The organism is Embleya sp. NPDC008237 (assembly GCF_042956465.1).
GTDB lineage: Bacteria > Actinomycetota > Actinomycetes > Streptomycetales > Streptomycetaceae > Embleya.
The window spans coordinates 160,124-180,849 of the sequence record NZ_JBIBGL010000006.1; the positions used below are offsets into that span (position 1 = coordinate 160,124).

General features: G+C 73.0%; 17 protein-coding genes. 12 read left to right on the plus strand and 5 right to left on the minus strand.

The features are described 5' to 3' along the window. Position 1 precedes the first annotated feature (1 nt). Together ACFZBU_RS17620 and ACFZBU_RS17625 are read left to right on the plus strand one after the other, a co-directional pair. Positions 2 to 1,114: an AAA family ATPase gene (locus ACFZBU_RS17620; RefSeq protein ID WP_391584492.1), complete on the plus strand. Its 1,113-nt coding sequence runs from the start codon at positions 2 to 4 to the stop codon at positions 1,112 to 1,114. Next, complete coding sequence (locus ACFZBU_RS17625) at positions 1,111 to 3,927, plus strand: DUF5682 family protein (protein ID WP_391584493.1); 2,817 nt, start codon at positions 1,111 to 1,113, stop codon at positions 3,925 to 3,927. Before ACFZBU_RS17620 ends, ACFZBU_RS17625 begins: the two co-directional genes overlap by 4 nt. A gap of 82 nt (positions 3,928 to 4,009) precedes the next feature. Here ACFZBU_RS17625 and ACFZBU_RS17630 read toward each other — a convergent pair whose 3' ends face one another. The 3 genes from ACFZBU_RS17630 to ACFZBU_RS17640 form a co-directional block, all read right to left on the minus strand. Then, complete coding sequence (locus tag ACFZBU_RS17630; protein WP_391584494.1) at positions 4,010 to 5,836, minus strand: hypothetical protein; 1,827 nt, start codon at positions 5,834 to 5,836, stop codon at positions 4,010 to 4,012. Next, positions 5,833 to 6,336 (minus strand): hypothetical protein, encoded by a 504-nt coding sequence (locus ACFZBU_RS17635; protein ID WP_391584495.1) that lies wholly within the window; start codon positions 6,334 to 6,336, stop codon positions 5,833 to 5,835. The genes ACFZBU_RS17630 and ACFZBU_RS17635 overlap by 4 nt, the downstream gene beginning before the upstream one ends. Positions 6,337 to 6,442: 106 nt before the next feature. Continuing rightward, on the minus strand, positions 6,443 to 7,030 hold the full coding sequence (locus tag ACFZBU_RS17640; protein WP_391584496.1) for a helix-turn-helix domain-containing protein: 588 nt from the start codon (positions 7,028 to 7,030) through the stop codon (positions 6,443 to 6,445). A gap of 48 nt (positions 7,031 to 7,078) precedes the next feature. On the opposite strand from ACFZBU_RS17640, the gene ACFZBU_RS17645 reads away from it, so the two are divergent. From ACFZBU_RS17645 to ACFZBU_RS17660, 4 genes are all read left to right on the plus strand, one after another. Beyond that, positions 7,079 to 8,017 (plus strand): class I SAM-dependent methyltransferase, encoded by a 939-nt coding sequence (locus ACFZBU_RS17645; RefSeq protein WP_391584497.1) that lies wholly within the window; start codon positions 7,079 to 7,081, stop codon positions 8,015 to 8,017. 268 nt (positions 8,018 to 8,285) lie between these two features. Further along, positions 8,286 to 10,481: a PEP/pyruvate-binding domain-containing protein gene (locus ACFZBU_RS17650; RefSeq protein ID WP_391584498.1), complete on the plus strand. Its 2,196-nt coding sequence runs from the start codon at positions 8,286 to 8,288 to the stop codon at positions 10,479 to 10,481. Next, on the plus strand, positions 10,478 to 11,389 hold the full coding sequence (locus tag ACFZBU_RS17655; protein WP_391584499.1) for a hypothetical protein: 912 nt from the start codon (positions 10,478 to 10,480) through the stop codon (positions 11,387 to 11,389). The genes ACFZBU_RS17650 and ACFZBU_RS17655 overlap by 4 nt, the downstream gene beginning before the upstream one ends. A 278-nt stretch (positions 11,390 to 11,667) precedes the next feature. Further along, a complete protein-coding gene (locus ACFZBU_RS17660; RefSeq protein ID WP_391584500.1) occupies positions 11,668 to 12,306 on the plus strand; it encodes a tyrosine-protein phosphatase in 639 nt (212 codons plus the stop codon). Positions 12,307 to 12,506: 200 nt separating this feature from the next. Here ACFZBU_RS17660 and ACFZBU_RS17665 read toward each other — a convergent pair whose 3' ends face one another. Further along, positions 12,507 to 13,196 carry a TetR/AcrR family transcriptional regulator gene (locus ACFZBU_RS17665; protein WP_391584501.1) on the minus strand — a complete coding sequence of 230 codons (690 nt, stop codon included), beginning with the start codon at positions 13,194 to 13,196 and terminating at the stop codon, positions 12,507 to 12,509. A gap of 61 nt (positions 13,197 to 13,257) precedes the next feature. Between ACFZBU_RS17665 and ACFZBU_RS17670 the strand changes: the two genes are divergently transcribed. From ACFZBU_RS17670 to ACFZBU_RS17685, 4 genes are all read left to right on the plus strand, one after another. After that, positions 13,258 to 14,586 (plus strand): alkyl sulfatase dimerization domain-containing protein, encoded by a 1,329-nt coding sequence (locus tag ACFZBU_RS17670; protein WP_391584502.1) that lies wholly within the window; start codon positions 13,258 to 13,260, stop codon positions 14,584 to 14,586. Next, complete coding sequence (locus ACFZBU_RS17675; RefSeq protein WP_391584503.1) at positions 14,583 to 15,338, plus strand: SDR family NAD(P)-dependent oxidoreductase; 756 nt, start codon at positions 14,583 to 14,585, stop codon at positions 15,336 to 15,338. The genes ACFZBU_RS17670 and ACFZBU_RS17675 overlap by 4 nt, the downstream gene beginning before the upstream one ends. A gap of 355 nt (positions 15,339 to 15,693) precedes the next feature. Continuing rightward, complete coding sequence (locus ACFZBU_RS17680; RefSeq protein ID WP_391584745.1) at positions 15,694 to 16,950, plus strand: cytochrome P450; 1,257 nt, start codon at positions 15,694 to 15,696, stop codon at positions 16,948 to 16,950. A 100-nt stretch (positions 16,951 to 17,050) separates the two neighbouring features. Continuing rightward, positions 17,051 to 18,133 carry an L-tyrosine/L-tryptophan isonitrile synthase family protein gene (locus ACFZBU_RS17685; protein WP_391584504.1) on the plus strand — a complete coding sequence of 361 codons (1,083 nt, stop codon included), beginning with the start codon at positions 17,051 to 17,053 and terminating at the stop codon, positions 18,131 to 18,133. Between the two features lie 352 nt (positions 18,134 to 18,485). Here ACFZBU_RS17685 and ACFZBU_RS17690 read toward each other — a convergent pair whose 3' ends face one another. Then, positions 18,486 to 19,085, minus strand: a complete 600-nt coding sequence (locus tag ACFZBU_RS17690; protein ID WP_391584505.1) for a TetR/AcrR family transcriptional regulator — start codon at positions 19,083 to 19,085, stop codon at positions 18,486 to 18,488. 179 nt (positions 19,086 to 19,264) lie between these two features. Between ACFZBU_RS17690 and ACFZBU_RS17695 the strand changes: the two genes are divergently transcribed. Together ACFZBU_RS17695 and ACFZBU_RS17700 are read left to right on the plus strand one after the other, a co-directional pair. Continuing rightward, on the plus strand, positions 19,265 to 20,080 hold the full coding sequence (locus ACFZBU_RS17695) for an SDR family NAD(P)-dependent oxidoreductase (RefSeq protein ID WP_391584506.1): 816 nt from the start codon (positions 19,265 to 19,267) through the stop codon (positions 20,078 to 20,080). Then, positions 20,077 to 20,718: an NAD(P)-dependent oxidoreductase gene (locus tag ACFZBU_RS17700; protein ID WP_391584507.1), complete on the plus strand. Its 642-nt coding sequence runs from the start codon at positions 20,077 to 20,079 to the stop codon at positions 20,716 to 20,718. Before ACFZBU_RS17695 ends, ACFZBU_RS17700 begins: the two co-directional genes overlap by 4 nt. The last annotated feature ends 8 nt before the right edge of the window (positions 20,719 to 20,726 follow it).

Genomic DNA, 20,726 nt, shown 5'->3' on the forward strand with positions numbered 1-20,726 from the left:
CATGTCCGACCTGTTGCGCGCGCCCGCCGAGCTCAAGTACGCCGAGGAACTGGACTGGCTGGAGTCGGTCGACGACGGCCCCAAGCCCTTCACCTGGCGGTTGTCCCCGAAGATGATCCGCCTGTTCGTGCTGGGCTCCGAGCGCGCGGACGGCCTCGACCGGGAGATCGCACAGAAGTGGTTCGGCGATCGCAGCATCGTCGAGCGCGCCATCGTCACGCTCGCCTCCGACCGCGGCCTGCTGCTCATCGGCGACCCCGGCACCGGCAAGAGCTGGCTGGCCGAGCTGCTGGCCGCCGCGATCTGCCGCAACTCCACCCTGGTCGTGCAGGGTACGGCCGGCACTACCGAGGACCACATCAAGTATTCGTGGAACGTGTCCATGGTGATCGCCAAGGGCCAGTCGCGCGAATCGATGATTCCCTCGCCGATCATGACCGCGATGGAGTCCGGCGCGATCGGCCGGTTCGAGGAACTCACCCGCTCCACCAGCGACGTACAGGACGCGCTGATCTCCATCCTGTCCGAGAAGTACGTCTCGGTGCCGGAACTGGACGACGACGCCATCGTGTTCGCCAAGCCGGGCTTCTCGATCATCGCCACCGCCAACAGCCGCGACCGCGGTGTCAACGACCTGTCCTCCGCGCTCAAGCGCCGCTTCAACTTCGTCCGCATCCCGGTGGTGACCAACCGCAAGAGCGAGGCGGAGATCGTCCGCTTCCGCACCGAGGAACTGCTGCGCCGGCACCGGATCGAGCTGGAGGTGCCGCCCACCCTGCTGGACGTGCTGCTCCAGAGCTTCGCCGACCTGCGCGCAGCGGCAGCGGCGGCCGGCAGCGACGACGAGAAGCTCGAATCGTCGTTGTCCACCGCCGAACAGATCGGTGTGCTGGAGGACGCCATCCTGCACGGCAACTTCTTCGGCGACCGCGCGCTGACCGCACACACCCTGGCCTCCTCGCTGGTCGGATCGCTGGCCCGGCGCGAACCGGAGGACCTGGCCATCATCAACAAGTACCTGCACGGCGTGATCGAGCCGCGCGGCAAGGAAGAGGGCGGGCACTGGCCGGAGTTCCTGGAGGGCGGTCGTACGGCGATCGCCGCCCTGTCGTGACCGGCCCGAACGAGGGCGCGTTCGACGCGCTCCGCGGCCAACTCCGGGATGCGGCGGCGACGTTCGCCGACGGCCCGGACGCGCTCCAGGACATCCTGCTCGGCATCGTCGACGACGTCGACCGGGCGGCCCGCGAACCCCTGGAGATCTTCCCGGTCTGCCACCACTCGCCCGCCTCGGCGATCGCCATGGCTCGGCGGCTGCGCGTCAAGCAGCCCAAGGTGGTCTACCTCGAACTGTGCGAGGACATGGCTCCGCTGCTGTCCGAGCTGCGCAACTGCACGCTCCCGGTGGCCGTACAGGCGTTCGCGTCCGAGATCGACGGCTTCCCGATCGAGTGGGCGCCGCTGTCGGTGGTCGCGCCGATCACCGAGGCGTCCGCCGAATACCAGGCGATCGCCTACGCGTTGGACACCCCCGGTGTCGAACTGGTCCTGGTGGACCGCTCCTCCGACCACGTCTACCAGTGGGAGCCGCGCGGCGCCGGCGCCGCCGAGCCGGCCGACGCGGACGCGCCGGCCGAGGAGGAAAGCGCGCTGCACGGCGACGCGATCGGCCTGGAGATCGGCGACCTGCGCCCGCGCTTCGCCGAACTGGAGGAGCACCTGCTGCGGCACGGCCGCGTGCGGCACTGGTCGGAATGGTGGCACCAGTACGTCGAACTGCCGCTCGGCGACTGCGACCACGACACCTACCGACAGGTCATGGTGCTGATCGGCAGCCTGTTCCGTCGGCTGGCGCCCGGCGACCCGCAGCGGGTGCGCGTGGACGAGGACCGCGAACGCTACATGTGGACCCGGATGCGCGAACACCTGACCGCCACCGGCACCGACCCCGCGGACTGCCTGTACGTCTGCGGCGCCTTCCACGCCGCGGCCCGGGTCGCGGAGTTCGGCGTGGACGGCACGGACACCTTCGAGATCGGCCCGCGCACCGCGACCACCTGGCAGCACGGGCTGATCCCCTCCAGCCACGCCGCGATCGAGGCGCAGTTCGCTCTCGCGGCCGGCTCGGTGTCCATCGCCGCGACGGTGTGGGCGAAGAACCTCAAGCGCACCGGAGTGCAGCCGTTCCGGCTGGCCGGTCAGGCGGGCGCCAAGAAGGCCGCGAAACCGAGGAAGGGCACGACCACTCCGCCGGCAGCGGCGGCGGTCGTGCCGAACCTGCCGGCCGGCGACAGGCTGTCCGGGTTCCTGGGCCGGCCGCCGGTGCTCGACCGGTTGGACGAGGACGAACTGCTCGGCTGGTCGGTCGAGGTGGTGCGGGCCGCGCGCCGCAACGGCTATCTCGCCTCCACCGCCGACGCCATCGCGGTGTTCGAGACGTCGATCCTGCTGGCCGGGATGCGTGACCGGGCCAAACCCACGCCGTACGACTTCCAGGACGCGGCGGTCACCTGCATCGAGAAGGACGTCGTGCCGGGCCGGCGCGACGTGCGCCGGCTGGTCGAGATCATGATGGGCGGCGACCGGATCGGCAAGGTCGGCTACGACGCCCTGCCGCCGCTGGCCCGCGACGTGCACGACCGGCTCGCACCGCTCGGACTGAACCTGGAACAGCGCGGCGTGCGGCGGGCGTTGCTGGACATCGCGGCCCGGCCGGAACTGGAGCGCTGCTCCGACGTGTTGTGGATACTGCGCTATCTGATGCCGCCGGGTACGGCCCGGCCGATCATGGGCGAGCGGCGACTCGGCGAGCGACCGATCCAGGAATCGTGGGACCTGGCCCTGGGCACCCAGCAGCGCGCGCTGATCGAACTCGGCTACGAGGGTGTAAGCATCGAACAGGTGCTGGAGCAGCGGTTGCGCCGCGTCGCCTACGGCCCGCACGCGACCGCGGCGAGCGTCCTGGAGGCCGTCGAGGACGCGACGCTGTACCTGCGCGGCGGTCGCCTCGCCGAGGAACTGGGCCTGCGGGCGCTGGAGGTGCTGGCGACCGAGCGCAGCGTCGACGGTGCGCCGGAAGTGCTGCGCAGGGTACGGCGGTTGTTGGCGTACTACCGCACCAAGGAGCCGGTGCTCCCGACCTGGATCGAGTCGTTCGTCAGGACCGGATACGCGCACTACTGCACGCTTTTGCCGACCGCGTTCACCGACGAGGACGCCGGTGTACGCCAGGTCGCGGCGATGCTGGGCTTTCTGTTCGGCATGGAGAGCCTGGCGCTGTCGCTGGGCTGCGACCGGACCCAGCTGGAGTTGGCGGTCGCGCAGTCGCATCCGGAGGAGCCGGCCAAGGTCGCGCTGCTGTGGGCGGCCCAGGTGCAGTTGGGCCGGCTGTCCCGGGCGGACCTGCGGCTGCGCTGCGACGAGTTGCTGGGCAACCCGCTGGTGCTGCCCGCCTATCCGCAGTACCTCAGCGGATTCGTGCACGCGCTGGAGCCGGTGCCCGGGTTGACCGACTTCGTCGTGGAGGCGGTGTCCAACGCGTTCGCCCGGCTGCCGGACCCGGTGCTGCTGCCCTGGTTGCCGACCCTGATCGGCACGTTGCGCTCCGGCGGCGCCGAGCTCGCACCTCTGCTGATCCGCGAGGCGGGGCGGATCTTTCCGGGTCGATTGGCGGCCTTGGACACCTGGGTGCCGCCGTGGCAGGCCCAACCCGGCCCGGAAGCCCCGCCGGCCGGCGGCCGTTCCCGCGGCGGCGGTCCCGGCCTGGCGCTGCTCGCGACCCACCCGGCCACGTGCGACGCGATGGCGGTCCTGCTGGGCTGCGACGACCCGTGGACGCCGGCGGAAGTCGGCTCGCCGGGCGCCGCCCTGATCGAGCGCCATCCGGCCACGGCCACCGCGCTGGCGGCGCTGCTCGCGCACGCGTGACCGGTACCGGGCGGCGGCGCCTCGAACCGCCGCCCGGACCGCATCCGCACCCGGACCCGGATCGTGCCGCCGCCCGGTGTGCTCAGCGCACGCAGAACTTGCGTTCGGCCGCCCTGGGGTCGGGCGGGATGGTCAGCGCGGCGCGAGAGAAGGACCCGGTGAGGTTGCGCAGGAAGCGGCCGGGGGTCAGCGCGTCGGTGGTCGAGCGCAGGAGTTCCTTCAGGTCGCCGCACTCCAGCGCCGCGCGGGCCGCGCGGACGTCCTCGAACGCGACCACCCGCGCCGGGATCGATGACCACGAGGCGGGGTCCACGTAGAGCGCGACGTTCCAGGCGAGCGGAAGGAGTTTCTCGTGCCCGGCGGCCACGTGCGCGGTCGGTTCGATGTGCGCGCCCACCGTGTTGCCCAGGCCCCACACGTCCACCACGATCCCGTTCAGCGGGATGACCGCGCCGCCGACCCCGAGCCGACCCATGATCAGCCCCTCCCTCGCCGGGAGATCGCGACGCAGCGGCAGAGGTGGCAGGGCGGCGGCGTCGGAAAGGTGGTTCCCGTCCATCACCAGCATCCGCCTGCCGTCGGCATCCATCCGGAACAGTTCCGCGCGCAGCCCGGGCAGCGTCGAAGTGTGCGCGCCGGACGTGGTGGGGTTCGCGGTGCGGGTCCAATTCACGTACACCATACGCTCGTTCCAGGTCTGGTACGTGCCCGCCCGGGGCCCCGGCGTGGTGACCAGGCCGGAGCGCAGCGAGACACCGCACCAGGCCGCCCAGAGCGGCACCAGCACGACCAGCGCCACCACACGCCGATCGACGGGCACGAGCAGGACCGGAAGCAGCGCGAGCAGCAGGACCGGCAACCACATCCGCCCGTGCATGAAGTCGCCGCCGACCCGGAGCACATACGCGCCCTGCGCGAGCGCCGCGACCACCGGCGCCGCGCCCAGGACCCACGTACGCCGATCCCGCGGGCTGCGGCCGACCGGTAGCGTCGCGACGATCAGCAGGACCGCCACGGCCGGAATCCACAACCGATAGGGATCGGCGAAGTCGACGAGGTAGTCGATGCCGCGCCCCCAGAGTTGCCGCGTCGCGCTCTTGGTGACGGCGGGCATCGGGTACGGCAGGCCGTAGTAGCCCATCCGGAAGATCTGGTACGCCGCGGGCAGCGTGCCGGCGCACAGGAACACCACGAGCGCCGGCCGCCACGGCAGGCGGGCCGCGAGCACCATGGCGATCAGGAAAACGAGCGAGGTCGCGGTCAGTTCCGGGCGAATCAGCGGACCGAGCCCGAACACCACGGCGATGCCCAGCCGCCGGGCGATGGTCGTATCGTCCGGCCCGCAGGTGACGAGCAGTCGCCAGGACAGGCCGATCCAGCCCACCAGCAGCCCGGTTTCCAACCCGGACGTGGCGAAGTCCCAGACCGGGGGCAGCGCCACGAACACCAGCGCGCCGGCCGGAAGCAGCGGCCGACCGGTTTCGGCCCGCAGGAACCTGCGGGTGCCGGCCAGGGCCGCCCAGGTGCCGGTGATCGACAACACGAGCCCGGCGTACACGGCGACGCGGGCCGGGTCACCCGGAGTGAGTGCGTCCAGCAGCACCAGCAGCCACTGCCACAGCGTGCCCGTCGAGGTCTCCACGCGCTCGCCCGGGCTGTACACGGGCCCGTTGCCGGCCAGGATCTCCCGGGCCGCGCGGACGTAGATCAGTCCGTCGTCGGTGATCCAGCGCCGATGCCAACCCATGACGGCGAGAACGAGGATCGGCAGGGCGATGGCGAGACGGTCCGGGATCCGCCGGGCCCGGTCGGCGGGGACGGCGGTCGGCCTCCCGGGGGCCGGGAGGGTCGGCGCGGTGGCGCCCGGCGCGGGGCCGGACCGGCGGGTGGGCACGGTGGCGCGGGTCATCTCGTCCCCGTGTTCCGGTGCGGCCGGTGGGCAGTCGGCGGGTGGGCGGCGTGGTCCAGGGCGTCGTCGATGGCGTCGGCCAGGACCCGCAGGTACTCGGCCCAGTCGGCGCGGGACATCGCCTGCGGGGCGATCCGGGCGCAGCCGGCCGCGGTGAGCACCGCGACGGTCTCGGCGGCGGTCAGCGGGACGGCGCCGAGCACCGGGCCGGCCGGGCTCGCGTACGGGTCCAGGTAGCGGAGCAGATCGGCGTCGACGCCGGGACGCGTGGTGCGGTCGGCGGCCCCGGCGGGGTCGGCGACGTGCAGGCTGCGCAGGACGTGCTCGATCGCGCCGGCGAGCGCCCAGGCCGGGCCACCCGGCCGGCCGTGCGCGCACAACCAGGCGCCGGCGCGGTCGCCGGCCGAGGTCAGCCGCTCCAGGGCGGCGCGCTGTTCGGGCGAGATGCGGGTGTCGGCGACGGTGGGGGACTCGTCCTTCGGCGGGACGTGGTTGCTCATGCCCGGTGAACGAGCGACCACCTCCACAGGTCGCTGTCGTGCGGGTCGCTGTCGTGCCGGCCGGCGGCCCGGGCGATGGGGTGGGTGCTGCGGCGACCGGCCGGGCTCACGGGCGCGGAACCGCTCCGGACGGGAGGTGGGAGCGCTCCCCGTTGTGGTCGAGGATGATCAGGATCTCCACGGGCCCGCCCTGGGCCCCGACGCTGTGCGGGGTCATCGTGGAGAACTCGGCCGCGTCGCCGGCCTGGATCAGGAGGACCCGCTCACCCAGTTGCAGACGGGCCGTGCCGGACAGCACGGTGAACCACTCGCGGCCGGGGTGCACCTTCAGGTGTTCGGTCCCGGTCGGCCGGTCGGGGGTGATCCGCAGCTTGGCCACGGTGACCCCGTTCAGCGCGCGCTCGCCGGACAGGAGCCAACTGGTCATGCCTTCGGTGTGACACGCCTGCGGCCGGATCACCACGTCCTCGTCGTCGACGGACTCGACGAGATGGTCGAGCGTGGTGTCCAGGGCCCGGGCGATGGCGACCAGCTGGTCCAGGGCGATCCGCCGGTGTCCGGTCTCGATCCGGCTCAGATTGGACGGACTCAGATGGCAACGGGCGGCGAGGGCGTCCAGGGACCAGCCACGGGCGAGGCGCAACCCGCGGATACGGTGGCGGACGACGTGATCGAGCCCCAGTTCTTGCGTCATAGGCAAGAGTGTATGTGTCCGAGGCATGAATGCGCCTACCGTGCAGGCATGACCACGCATTCTCATCCTCATGGACCGGACCGGGAGCAGACCCGGGAGCAGCACCGGCAACCACACCACCACCAGCAGCACGATCGGCACGGCAGCGGCGTGGGCGCACCGCACGGCGATGTGCACCGGCCCCACGACGAATCCGGGTGGGCCGACATGTTGGACCTGGACGCCGAGGTGTTCGGGTCGCTCCTGGACGAGCTGACCGACTGGGTCCGCCGGCACGGTCCCCAAGCGCCGCGTCGGATCGCCGACGTGGGCGCGGGCACCGGGACCGGGAGCCTGGCGCTGGCCCGCCGCTTCGAGGCGGCCGAGATCGTCGCGATCGACAACTCGACGGTGCTGCTCGACCGACTGCGGGCGGCCGCCGCATCGGCCGGCCTCACCGCGGATCGGCTGCACGTCGTGCAGGCCGACCTGGAGGTCGCCTGGCCGTCGATCGACGCGGTGGACGTCGCGTGGGCCGCCTCGTCGCTGCACCACTTCGCCGATCCGGACCACGTGCTCCGCGACATCCACGCGGCGCTGAATCCGGACGGTCTGCTGGTCGTGGTCGAGATGGACGCGTTGCCGCGCTTCCTGCCCGACGACCTCGGCATCGGCCGGCCCGGTCTGGAGGCGCGCTGCCACGAGGCCGCGGCGCGGGCGGGCGGGAACGCGTACCCCGATTGGCGGCCGTATCTGGAACGGGCCGGTTTCGCGATGGTCGGGCAGCACACCTTCACGATCGAGGCGAGTCCGGCGCCGCCGGTCGCGGTGCGCTACGCGTACGCCCTGCTGAGCCGTTTCCGCGCGGCGTTCGGCGAGCGATTGGCCGCCGACGACCTGGACACGCTCGACCGCCTGTTGGCAAACGACGGACCCGACGCACTGGTCGACCGCCGCGACCTGACGATGCGCAGCGGCCGGACGGCCTGGGCGGCCCGTCGACCGTGATCGCCACCGCCCCGCCGGCTTGCGGGCCCCGTCGGTGGTCGACCGACGAGGGCCCATGCCCGCCGGCGCGCGTTGGGGGTGTGCCCGCAGCGGTGCCGGGCCGGCCGGTTCCGCTCGGTCGGATTGCCTGTGTGCGGGCTCGGGAGAGATGCTGGAACGTCGGGACGCCGGCACCGCTCGGCGATCGCGGGCCCGGGAGAGCCCCCGCCCCGTGCACGGGCACCCGGGCCTCGTCGGCACGAGCACCGGCGGCGGAAGGGAGTCCGCCATGGCGATCGATGCGAACCGGCTGGCCATCGTGCCATTGCACGCAGAACGGGCCGACGATCCGCGCCTGACCGGTGGGAAGGCCGCGCCGCTGGCCCGCGCCGCCGCCGCCGGACTGCCGGTGCTGCCGGGGTTCGTGGTGGTCCCGGCCGACCGCGCACCCGATGCCCCGCACGGCGTGGAATCGTTGCGTCGAGCCTGGCGCGACCTGGCCGCCGGCGGCGCCCGGCCGCTCATCGTGCGTTCCTCCTCCGTCCACGAGGACACCGCGAACTCCTCGATGGCAGGCCGCTTCACGACCGTTCCGGACGTGCGGGGCTGGGCCGCGTTCACCGCGGCCGTGGGCACGGTCCTCGACTCCGCCCGCGTCCTCGACGCCCCCGACGGCGGCGCCGAAGGCATGGCGGTCCTGGTCCAGCCGATGGCGCATCCGGTCGCGGGCGGGGTGATGTTCGGGGCGGATCCCGTCGAGGGCCGCGACGACCGCATCCTGATCAGTGCCGTGCCCGGGAGCCCGGCCCCACTCATGGACGGCCGCGTCGACGGAACCCACTATCGGCTCACCCGCCGCGGCCGACGGTTGCGCACGCACCCCGCCCAACCGCTCCGCCGGCCCGTCCTGGGCAGGCGCCGGCTGCGTCGGCTCGTGACCCTCGCCCGGCGGACCCGCGAGCTCTTCGGGGCCCCGCAGGACATCGAGTTCGGCTTCGACGACGACGACCGCCTGTGGCTCTTCCAGTCCCGGCCGATCACCGCGATGACCCCCCGACCGCCCCGAGGCGCGCGCCTGTTGGGCCCGGGACCGGTGGGCGAGACCCTGCCGGAGGTGCTGCAACCGCTGGAGGAGGATCTGTGGGTGCTGCCGATGGCCCACGGGCTGGCGGTCGCGCTCGACATCACCGGCACCGCGCCGCGACGCAGGTTGCGGACCGTCCCGACGGTGCGCACCGTCGACGGCCGGGCGGTGGCCGACCTGCGGTTGTTGGGCGTCGTTCCGTCCGCCCACCGGATCCTGGACGTACTGAACCCCGCGCCCGGTGCGCGGGCGGCCGGGGCCGCATGGCGGGTGGGCCGGTTGCGGTCGGCGCTGCCCCTGCTCGCACTGGACCTGATGGCCGACGTCGATCGCCGGCTCGCCGGTTTCCCGGCGCCCGGAGAGATGCTCGGCGGGCGACTCGTGGCCGCCGCGTCGTGGGGCCGCCGGGCCCTGTCCGCGCTCCATGCCCAGGAGGCTTTGGCCGGGGCCCTGACGGGCGGCGGCTCGGGGGTCACGATCGCCGGCGAGGCCCTGGCCGTGCTCTCCGAAGGGCGCGCGGCGGGCAGATCCGACGCGGATCTGACGGTCGAGCACCCGGTCCTGCTGGCACTGCTGCCGCCGTCGCTGCATCGGGTACATCGGCTGCCCGATCGGATCGGCTGGACGGGAGCGCCGAGAGGGGTGGGCACGCTGCCGATCCGGGAGGGGCTGCGGCTGCGGATCCGGTGGGTGCAGGAGATGCAGGCGGGCATGGTGCGCGAGTTCGCCGCCCGGCTCGCGACGGCCGGCCTCGTCGACGACCCGGCGGTCGTGGCACAACTGCGTTGGAGCGAACTCGTCGCGGCGGCCGACGGCATCGACCTCCCGGTCGACCTGGCCGCCCGGGCACCCAGGCCGGACCGCCCGCCGCTGCCCGCCGCGTTCCATCTGGTCGCGGGCCGACCGGTCGCGGTGCCCGCCCGGTCCGGCGCCGGTGCCGCCGGCGGTGGGCAGGGCGCGGGTGGCGGTACGGGCACCGGCACCGTGTGGGACGGCGTGGGCGTGCGACCCCCTCGCGCCGTGCTGGTGGTACGGGTACTCGACCCGGCGCTCGCGGCGCTGCTGCCGGGCCTGGCCGGACTGGTGTCCGAGACCGGGAGCCCGCTGTCCCACCTGGCCGTGCTGGCTCGGGAACGCGGGGTGCCGACCGCCGTCGGCGTGGCCGACGCCGTGGACCGCTTCGTCCCCGGGACCACGGTCACGGTGGACGGCGGCACCGGACAGGTGACGCGCCCGGCCGAGCCGACGCTGCCCGACGACACGGAGCCGCCGGCCCCGGGGGCCGGCTCGGCGGCACCCGACGGCACCGAGTCGGGGGCCGGGGTCGGCCCCGCGGTGCCCGGCGGCACCGGGACGGGCACGGGGGTCCGCGCGGGATTCCAGGAGGGAGCGGGCGCGTGAGGTACGTGGGGTACCTGCTCGGCGGTGTGGCCGGAGCCGCGTCGGCGTGTTACGCGGTGGTCTATCTCTATCGCTGGGAGTGGAATCGCGCCGTTTTCTGCCTGTTGCTCTTCCTGATCGTCGAGATCCTGATCGCCACGACGGTGCTGCTGGGCCGGATCTCTCGGCTGGAGCAGCGGTTGAGCGATGCGGACAACCGGACCGAGGAGGCCCGGCGACGGTTGGAGCAGGTGGACGGCGACAGCGGGAAGGCAAGGTTTCGTTGGCTCGACGCGGCGGACGCGCGGGCCCGCGACGACACGCATCACGTGTTCGTGCCCGTTCTGCTGGCGGCGGGCATCGTGCTCTCCGGAGTCGCCTGGGTGATCCAGCGCATCGCCCGGCTGACCTCGAACCCGGTATCGACGGGGATGCTGGCCCGGCGGCTGGCAGCCCTGAACGCACCCGACGAGGACGCTCCCGGCGTCGAGACACAACTGGAGGATCGGCCGGCCGTCGCGCCGGTCCGTCGCGTACGCGCGGTCACGATGGTCGTCGCCGCCCTGCTCGCGGTGTTCCTGATCGCCCTGGTCGTCGACCGTCTGGCCGACGCCACCGAGAGCCGATCCGAGCGTCTGCCGGAATCGGTCGCCAGCACGGTCGTCTTCCGGGTGATCTCGCGCGAGGATCGCGCCATCGCCCGGGAGGTGGCCGCGCACGAGTTGTGGGAGGGCTGCCGAAGTTCCACCGGAGCCCGCCCCGAGTACGCGGCGCTCGCTCGGTTGGACGCCGACGTGTGGGTGGGTGTCGTGCGACCGGCCCTCGGCGCCCACGACATGATGCGCCTGCGCGGGTGCCTACTGGATGCAGGCGCCTTCCACGCACGTGCCGAGATCGTGGGCGAGGGGCAGGTGCCACCGAAGCCGTGAGCGGGGCGGCATCCGAGGATTTCTGCGAAGGTATCCGCAGGTGGTGGGCCCTCGGGTCGGATTTGTCGAGAAAGATATGATTTAGGGTAAATATCTTGAGGTCGATTTGTTAAACTTGTGAATACGACCCGTCGGTTCCCCAGGGCCCGGGACGTTGCCCCCCCGCCCGCCTGTATCGACGGTGATTCAAGTTGTCCGGACCCATGGTCCCCCTGCCCGTTGCTCCCGCAGCCTCTCCCGCTGCCGGCCCTCCCGCCCCCGCCGCTCGTCGGCGGAGTGTGCGCAGGCGCGTCATCAAGTATGTGATCGTCGGGGCGCTCGGCTACGGCGTGATCTGGCTGGTCTCCGTCCTGGGCATGCTCGGCGCCCACGCGGTGGCCCAACACGGCGAGTCGTCGGGCGGCTCGGTCGCCGGGATCAAGCACTTCAAGCAGGTGGACGAGAAGGTGTGGCGTGGTTCCGCGCCGGGTGATCCCGGATACCGGGCCCTCGCCGACCGGGGCGTGCGCACCGTCGTGGACCTGCGCGCGGAGAAGATGACCCCGGCCGAACTCGATCGTCCGGCGCAGGCCGGGCTCGAGCTCGTCCGGCTGCCGATCCGCGACGGTCAGACCCCCACCCAGGCGCAGGTCGACGACTTCCTGCGGGTCGTGCAGACGTCCGACGGGCCGGTGTTCGTGCACTGCGGCGCCGGTGTCGGCCGGACCGGCGCCATGTCGGCCGCCTACTCGGTGCGGACCGGCGAGGCCACGTCCGGCGAGGCCGTGCGACAGGCACTGGCCGTCGGGCCGCCCTCGGTCGAGCAGGTCTACTACATCCTCGCCAACGGTCGCCACGACAGCGACCAACCCCCGATCCTGATCCAGGTCGTCAGCCGCGTCCTCGACGCGCCGCGCCGCATCATGGCATCGGTGTAGTCCACGACCGACCCCGCCCCGACGGCGACCGAAGTACCGGCCGTCTTCGGGGAGATCCGCCGACGCGGCCGCGCACCGGACGATTCGTTCCGGTGCGCGGCCGCGTCCGCTTGTGCGACGGCGGGTGGCTCACCCGCCGGGTTCCCGGTTCCCCGTGCACTCGTACCGGGCAACACATGGGCCTCGACCCGGCAGGTCGCTCACCCGCGGGGTTCCCGGTGCACCGGTGCGCCCAGGGCGCCGCAGATGTAGTCGACCAGGTCGTCGGCGACCGTGGGGGTGTCGCCCGGATCCGCCGCGTCGGCGAGGGCCGTGACCACGGTGAGCGCCGCCCAGCCGAAGCGGGTCCGCAGGACGTCGCGGGGGAGGCCCGGGAGGGACCGGGCGAGTTCGGCGTCGAAGGCCGCGCGGTGCAGGGCGGCCTGTTCGGCCAGCAGTTCGCGCCACGGCGGGGCCGCCCGGGCAAGCGCGGCCAGGAAGTTGAGGTACGTGCGCCCCCAGGGCTTCTCGCGGGCGATCTCCTGGAGCGGACGCACGAACGCCCCGGCGACCGCGTCGAGCGCGGGCTCCGCGGCCGATGCCAGGGCGGCGAGGTGGCGGTCGCGCCGCGCGGCCAGTTCGCTCATGCGGTGCGCGAGCACAGCCCGTACCAGGGCCTGCTTGGAACCGAAGTGGTAGTGCGCCGCGGCCACGTTGACCCCCGCGTCCGCGTTGATCGCACGCATCGACGCGGCATCGACGCCCACCTCCGCGATCCGGCGTTCGGCGGCCTCGATCAGGCGTCGCACGGTCGTGTCGCCGCTCGCCCCCGTTCGCACCTCCACGTTGTCCCGCATGGTGTAGCCGCCTTCCAGCACCGTCGCCCGGCCTTGTCGCCGTTGCCGGATCATGATAGTCCATCACCTGATTCAATCAGGTGATGGACAGGTCCGCCCAGCCAGGGAGACGCACATGAACGATCGGATACCCGACGCCGCCGACGCGCCGGAGAGCGCCGGCGTGCCGCCGCACCGCACGCCCGTGAGCACCATGGGGCAGCTGTTCGAGGTGTGGTCGGAATCCAAGGGCCGGGCCATCGAGGTGGCGCCGCGTACGTGGCAGATCACCGCGGGTGTGGTCAATTGCGCGGTGATCGAGACCGACGAGGGCCTGGTCCTGGTCGACACCGGGATGCGCCACGACGGACCGGAACTGCTCCGGCTGATCCGCACGGTCACCCGGGCGCCGCTGCACACCGTGGTGTACACCCACGCGCACATCGACCACGCGTTCGGCCACGGCCCGCTGCTGGCCGAGGCCGCCCGACGCGGTGACCCGCGCCCCAGGATCGTCGCGCACCGCGCGACCATGGACCGGTTCCGCCGCTACATCCGCACCGCCGCGTTCAACACGACGCTGAACGCCCGGCAATCCGGCGGATCACGCACCTGGTGGCCGAGCCAGGACTCCGACGTGATCTGGCCGGACACGCTCTACGACGACGCGCTGACCCTGCGCATCGGCGGCGAGGAGCTCCGACTGCACCACGCGCGTGCGGAGACCGACGACGCCACGTGGGTGTGGATGCCCGGCCGGCGCCTGGTCTGCGTCGGCGACCTGTGGAACGGCGTGTGTCCCAACGCCGGCAACCCGCAGAAGGTCCAGCGCTACGCCGAGGAATGGGCCGACGCGTTCGAGTGGATCGCCGCCCTGGACGCACAGGTCCTGATCCCCGGCCACTCGATGCCGATCGTCGGCGCGCAGGTCGTCCGCGAACGCCTCGGTCATGCCGCAGAGTTGCTGCGCCACATCGTCGAACACACGCTGGCCGGCCTGAACGCCGGACTGCGCCCGGACGCCATCCTGGACACCCTGCGCGTGCCCGCGCACCTCGAACACCTGCCGTACCTGCGGCCGTTGCACGACCGGCCCGAATTCATCGCGGCCAACGTGATCCGGTTGTACGGCGGCTGGTGGAACGGCTACGCCGCCGACCTGCTGCCCGCACCGCGCGAACGACTCGCCGCCGCCCTCGCGGAACTCGCCGGCGGCGCCGACGTCCTGGCCGAGCGGGCCCGGGCGGTGCTCGCCGACGACCCGCAACTGGCCTGCCATCTGGCCGAGTTGGCGGCGCTCGCCGAACCGGGGAGCAGGTGCGCCCAGCAGGCCGCCGCCGACGCGTTCGGCGTGCGCCTCGACGCGGAACCCTCCTTCATGGGCCGGGGCATCTATCGCACCGCGGCCGACGCGGCCCGAGTGGCGCTCGCGGCTCTCGACGCGGCGGACGGGGGCGTTCGATGACCGCCGCCGACGACCTGACCGGGTGGGTCGCCGTGGTCACCGGCGCGGCGAGCGGCATCGGCCGGGCGACCGCGGTCCGGCTGGCCGAATCGGGGGCCCACGTGGTGTGTACGGACCACAACGGGCCCGGCGCGGCCGACACCGCCGAGGCGATCGACGCGGCCTACGGTCGTGGCTGCGCCCACCCGCACACCCTCGACGTCACGGACGCCGACGCGGTCGAGCGCCTGGTCACCGGCACGGCCGAGCAGCACGGCCGGCTCGACATCATGGTGAACGTCGCCGGAATCCCGTACTCCCGGCCGGTGGTCGACACCGACGAGGCCGATCTGGACCGGGTCCTCGCGGTCAACCTCAAGGGCGTCTTCTTCGGCTGCCGCGCCGCGGCCCGGGTGATGACCGCCCAGGGCCACGGCAGCATCGTCAACGTCGCCTCCAGCGCCATCGACACGCTGCGCCCCAACGTCGCGTGCTACGCGATGTCGAAGGCCGCGGTCGCCCAACTCACGAAGACCCTCGCCATCGAGGTGGGTTCCCGGGGTGTACGGGTCAACGCCGTCGCACCGGGTGTCATCGATACGCCGATGACCGCCGGCGTCCCGCATGCCGCCAACATCGAGGCGGCGGCCCTGCGACGCATCGGCCGACCGGACGACGTCGCCTGGGCCATCCGCTACCTCGCCTCCCCGGCCTCGGGTTTCGTCACCGGCCAAATCCTGCGGGTCAACGGCGGCACCGCCATGCCCGGCTGACCCACCCGCCGCCCGCCACCCGCCGCCCTCGCCGTTTCCTTCGGCGAGGGTGGCGGCGTCCGCGCGCCCATGGTGACACGGGAGCGGAAGAGGCGGCGGGCTCGGGAAACCATCTCCGCTTCGCCGGAACCGGAGTCGCCTCGCGCCCGACTACTCGGGTACCTACGCACGCGCCGGCGGGGTCCACACCCCGAGAACCGAGCCCGCCGCACCCCTTCGCGACGCCACCGTTGGGAATCCGCACCAGGAAGGCGCCCCCGTGACCCAGGCCGAACCCGGTACAAGCACGCCCGAACCGGGCCCGAACGCCCGTACGCAGGGGCCGAATACCGACGCGCTCGGCCGGAACGCCGGTGTGCGGGCCGCGGATGCCGACGCGTCGGCCGGCAACCCCCGCGAACCCGTCGACCTGTACGGGCGCGAGTACAAGCGCGATCCCTACCCGCTGTACACCAAGCTTCGCGACGCCGGCCCCATTCATCGGGTGCGCTTTCCCAGCGGCGTCGGGGCCTGGCTGGTCACCGGCTACGAGGCCGCCCACGCCACGCTCAACGACCCGCGCCTGGGCAAGAATCACGACCTGGGCAACGACCGCTGGCGAGCCCTCGCCTCGATCATGCCCGAACCGCAACACGCGCAACTCCAGGTTCATCTGCTGCACCAGGACCCGCCCAAGCACACCGCCATGCGACGCCTGGTCACCGACGCGTTCGCACCGCGCCGGATCGAGGCGCTGCGCCCGCGGATCCAACACATCGCCGACACCCTGCTCGACGCCATGCCCGCCACCGGCGGGACCGACCTGGTCGCGTGCTTCGCCGCCCGCTTCCCGTTCCTGGTCCTGGCCGAAGTCATCGGCCTCCCGGCCGAGTCGGCCGCCGGATTCCGCCGCGAATGGTGCAAGGTCGTCCAGCCGGTCGGGCCCGGGGATCCCGGACGCGCCGACTACGAGGGACGGTTGCGCGCACTCCAGACCTACATCGCCGACGTGGTCGCCGACCGGCGTGCCCACCCGGACGACGGCCTGCTCTGCCGACTGGTGGCCGCACACACCGCCGGCGATCTCACCGACCAGGAACTGGACTCGATGGTCTTCCAACTCCTGGTCGCCGGACAGGAACCGGTCACCAACCAGATCAGCACCGCCCTGATGACCCTGCTGCGCCACCCCGGGCACCTGGCCCGACTGCGCGCCGAGCCCGCCCTGTTGCCCGCAGCGGTCGAGGAACTGCTGCGCTACGACAGCGCGTTCGAACTCACCACGTGGCGCTTCCTCGGCGCGGACGACGACCTGCACGGGACCACCGTGCCCGCCGGCGATTCAATCATCGTCTCGCTGTGCGCGGCCAACCGCGACCCGAAACGTTTCCCCGACGCCGACACCCTCGACTTCGACCGCAGCCCCAACCCGCATCTCGCGTTCGGACACGGCCCGCACTTCTGCCCCGCCGCCGCCCTGGCCCGGGTCGAACTCCAGGTCGCCCTCGGCACCCTGCTCGCGCGCCTGCCCGACCTGGCCCCGGCGGTACCGGTCGAGGAGATCGGCTGGATCCCCGCAGTACTCGCCCGCGGCGTCGACTCGCTGCCGGTCACCTATCGCGAACGCACCTGAGCAGCCCCCATCGCGGCACGCCCGCACCCGAGCCACCGCATTCCCACACCGCCCGCGCCGAGGCGCCCCCTGCCGCCTGCCCCCGTGGAGACACCGACCCATGCACGCCGCCACCCGCCCCCGCGACCCCGCGCGCACATCCGCGACCTGCGCCGCGATCCTGGCCCTCCTGCTGCCGCACCGCCGTGCGGCGGAGCAGGGGCGCCGGCCCGGCGGCGACGCCTACGCCGAGCCCGATGCGGTCACCGACTTCCCCCGCCAACTCGACCGCCTCGCCCACTTCGTCGACCGCGACGAACCCGTCGTGTTCACCCTCCCGGCCTTCCCCTGCAAGTCGCCGAATCCGGACAAGGTCCTCGGCCGGCTCCCCGACGAGGGCGAACGCCTGAGCCTGGCCTTCCTCGACCGACTGTGCGCCTCGATCGCCCGCGTCCACCCGCCCGGCGCGCGCATGTTGATCTGCTCCGACGGCCACGTCTTCGCCGACCTCGTCAACGTCCCGGACCCGCACGTCGACGCCTACGCCGACGAACTGCGCGCGATCATCGCCCGGGACGACCTGCGCCACCTGGGTGTCCTCGACCTGCGCGACGTCCGGGACGGACCGCGCGACGTCCACGGCGCGGACACCCACGAGCGCAGACGCGCCTGGCTGCACGCGCGGCACGCACCCGGCGTCGCACAGTTGCGGGCCCAGGTGCGCGCCGACGAGGACGCGCTGCGCCTGTATCGCGGGATCACCCGGTTCCTCTTCGAGGACGCGGTGGACTTCCCCGGCACCCGCTCCGCGCTGCAACGCGACTGCCGCACCCGCGCGTACGGGGTCATCCAGCGCAGCCGCGCGTGGAGCGGCCTGATCGCCGAACGCCACCCGGACGCGCTGCGCCTGTCCATCCACCCGCAACGACGCGGCGCCGAGAAGTTCGGCATCCGACTTCTGGACACGCCCGACGTGTGGGCCACTCCCTGGCACGCCGCCGTCCTGCATGGCCCGGACGGCCGACCGCACCTGCTCCGCCGCGCCGACGCTGCCCGCCTGGGTGTGCTGGTCCATCGCGACGGGCGTCCCAGTCACTTCCGCCAGGAGCCGGGGGAGCGCCCGTCGGGACGTACCGCCGGGTCCCTCGGCGCCGGGCCGGGCTCGTCCGGGCACCCCCGAGAGGCCGGCGCGTCCGCCGGATGACGCCGAGCGGGCGGCGCGGCCACAACGGCCCCGCTCCGCACGCCCGTCCGCAGTCACCCGCGATGTGCCGGGCGCGGCGCGGGAGTTGCGGAGCCGGTGCGCCGAGACCTCACCGTACTCGCCCTCGTGCCGGGCGCACCGCCGCCCTCCGCTCACCGCACCCCGACGGTGATCCCACACGCACGTCAAGCCGCCGCCGGGCCGGGTTCGGCGTTCGGTGTGAACGGTCCGCCGCCCCGAGGGCGGCGGACCGTTCGGCGCCGCCGGACCTGGTTGGGGGGCAAGTCTCCGGCGGCACCGGCGAATGTATCCGTCCGCACCGACACCGACCCACCGGGCCGCCGACCGGGCCTCAGTCGCCCGCCGCCGCGTACACGGCCGTGACGGCGGTCGCCACCAGGTCGGTCACCGCCGCCGGGTCCCGAGTGGGTTCGCGGCGGGCCAGGCCGTCGTAGGTCTCGAAGCCGGTGAGCTGCCAGATGAGGTCGATCGTGTCGTCGGCGGTCGCCTCCGCATGTGCGCCCAGCAGCGTGGTCAGCGCGGTGCGGCGCATGTCGTCGCGCTCGCGCAGCAACCGGTCGAGGTCCGAGTCCAGCACGGCCATGCCGCGCAGTCGGCGGATCACGACCGGATCCGAGGCCCAGAAGCGGCAGAAGCCCTCGGTGAACCGGCGCAGCGCCGCGTCCGCGTCGACGGCGGCGAAGGCCCGGGGCAGGTCGATGTCCGCCCGGCCGGCCAGCGAGTCGAACAGGGCTTCCAGGAGGCCGGACTTGGAGCCGAAGGCGTTGTAGATCGTCTGCCGTGACACGTCCGCGGCCTTGGCGATCGCGTCCACCGAGATCTGGGTGGGTTTCGGGCCCGCCAGCAGCGCGCGGGCGGCCGCCAGAATCCGCTGCCGGGTGTCCTCGGCAGCGGTTTGGCGCTTGTCGGACTTGTACACGCGCGGACTCACGCGGCTTGCCCCTTCCATCATTTGGATTTACTGTCTGTCCATTGAATCCTACGCGACCCACCGGGTCGCGCCTACCCCGGCCTGCCCGGAAGCGCTTCCGGCCCGGCCGAGCCCGACTTTCCTTCGCTCTGCACCCGAACCCCCGACACATTCGCTCAGCCTCGATACAGGAGTGCACCATGTTCACCGAACAACCGCTCGACGGCCGGGTCGCGATCGTGACCGGCGCGAGCCGTGGCATCGGCGCCGCCACCGCCCGTGCCCTGCACCGCGCCGGAGCGGCGGTCGTGCTGGCCGCCCGGGACGCCGACGCGCTGCACGCGTCGGCCGCCGAGATCGAAGCGGCCGGCGGTCGCGCGCTCGCCGTACCCACCGACGTCACCGATCCCGCCGCCGTCGAACACCTGGTCGACGCGACCCTGGACCGGTTCGGACGCCTGGACGCGGCGGTCAACAACGCAGCCGGCGGCGGCCATCCGCCCACTCCGCTCGCCGACGTGCAGATCGCCGACTTCGACAGCGCCCTGGCCGTCAACCTGCGCGGGGTCTTCCTGGCCATGAAGTACGAGATCCCCGCCATGCTCGATCGGGGTGCGGGCGCCATCGTCAACATGTCCTCCACCGCCGGACTCCAGGCAGTCGGCGGACTGACGGGCTACGTCTCGGCCAAGTTCGGGCTGATCGGGCTCACCCGGACCGCCGCACTCGACTACGCCGACGCGGGCATCCGGGTCAACGCACTCGCACCCGGACCCATTCACACCGAACAACTCGAAGCCGCCGGCGAACAGGCCCGGCAGGCCGCCGCCCAGGCGATGCCGATGCGCCGGATCGGCCTCCCGGAGGAGGTCGCGGCGGCGGTGGTGTGGCTTTGCTCGGACGCATCGTCCTTCATCACCGGCGCCACACTGCCGATCGACGGCGGCAAGCTCGCCGGCTCGCCGCCCTTCCGCCGCCCCGCCGGTGGCCTGCGACCGAACCCGACCGCGACGTGAACCTGCTCGTCGTAGGCGCGGCCGGCGGTACGGGAGCCCGCCTGGTGGGGCAGGCCCTGGTCGCCGGCCACCACGTCACCGCCCTCGCCCGACACCCCGAACGCATCACCACACGCCACGAGCGCCTGCGCGTCGTGGCCGGCGACGCACTGGATCGAGCCGACCTCGACGTCGTACTGCCCGGCCACACCGTCGTGCTCAGCGCGCTGGGCGCCACCACCCGGGCGCGCACCACGATCTACTCGCAGGGCACGGCCAACCTGCGCCGATCGATGACCGCCGCGGGCGTCCGGCGCCTGTTCTGCCTCTCCTCCGGCGCCCTGGACTCCGGAGCCGGTACGCCGGCGGCCCAACGCCTGGTCACCCGCCTGATCATCCGGCCGCTGCACCGCCACGCCTACGCCGACATGCGGCGCATGGAGGACGACCTCGCCACCGACGACCGGGTCGACTGGACCGTGGTGCGGGCCCCCATGCTCACCAACGGACCACGCACCGGCACGTATCGATTCACCCACGACGAGGACCGCCCGCTCGATCGGCCGACGCAGATCTCCCGCGCCGACCTCGCCGACTTCGTCCTCAGCCACCTCGACGATCGCGCCCTCTTCCGGCGCCGCGTCTCGCTCTCGTACTGATCGCGCCG

What these genes read in the sequence shown, in the direction of transcription:
- ACFZBU_RS17620 (WP_391584492.1), top strand. Translation starts at nt 2, where the DNA reads ATGTCCGACCTGTTGCGCGCGCCCGCCGAGCTCAAGTACGCCGAGGAA.
- ACFZBU_RS17630 (WP_391584494.1), bottom strand. Translation starts at nt 5,836, where the DNA reads ATGACCCGCGCCACCGTGCCCACCCGCCGGTCCGGCCCCGCGCCGGGC.
- ACFZBU_RS17635 (WP_391584495.1), bottom strand. Translation starts at nt 6,336, where the DNA reads ATGAGCAACCACGTCCCGCCGAAGGACGAGTCCCCCACCGTCGCCGAC.
- ACFZBU_RS17640 (WP_391584496.1), bottom strand. Translation starts at nt 7,030, where the DNA reads ATGACGCAAGAACTGGGGCTCGATCACGTCGTCCGCCACCGTATCCGC.
- ACFZBU_RS17645 (WP_391584497.1), top strand. Translation starts at nt 7,079, where the DNA reads ATGACCACGCATTCTCATCCTCATGGACCGGACCGGGAGCAGACCCGG.
- ACFZBU_RS17650 (WP_391584498.1), top strand. Translation starts at nt 8,286, where the DNA reads ATGGCGATCGATGCGAACCGGCTGGCCATCGTGCCATTGCACGCAGAA.
- ACFZBU_RS17665 (WP_391584501.1), bottom strand. Translation starts at nt 13,196, where the DNA reads ATGATCCGGCAACGGCGACAAGGCCGGGCGACGGTGCTGGAAGGCGGC.
- ACFZBU_RS17670 (WP_391584502.1), top strand. Translation starts at nt 13,258, where the DNA reads ATGAACGATCGGATACCCGACGCCGCCGACGCGCCGGAGAGCGCCGGC.
- ACFZBU_RS17675 (WP_391584503.1), top strand. Translation starts at nt 14,583, where the DNA reads ATGACCGCCGCCGACGACCTGACCGGGTGGGTCGCCGTGGTCACCGGC.
- ACFZBU_RS17685 (WP_391584504.1), top strand. Translation starts at nt 17,051, where the DNA reads ATGCACGCCGCCACCCGCCCCCGCGACCCCGCGCGCACATCCGCGACC.
- ACFZBU_RS17695 (WP_391584506.1), top strand. Translation starts at nt 19,265, where the DNA reads ATGTTCACCGAACAACCGCTCGACGGCCGGGTCGCGATCGTGACCGGC.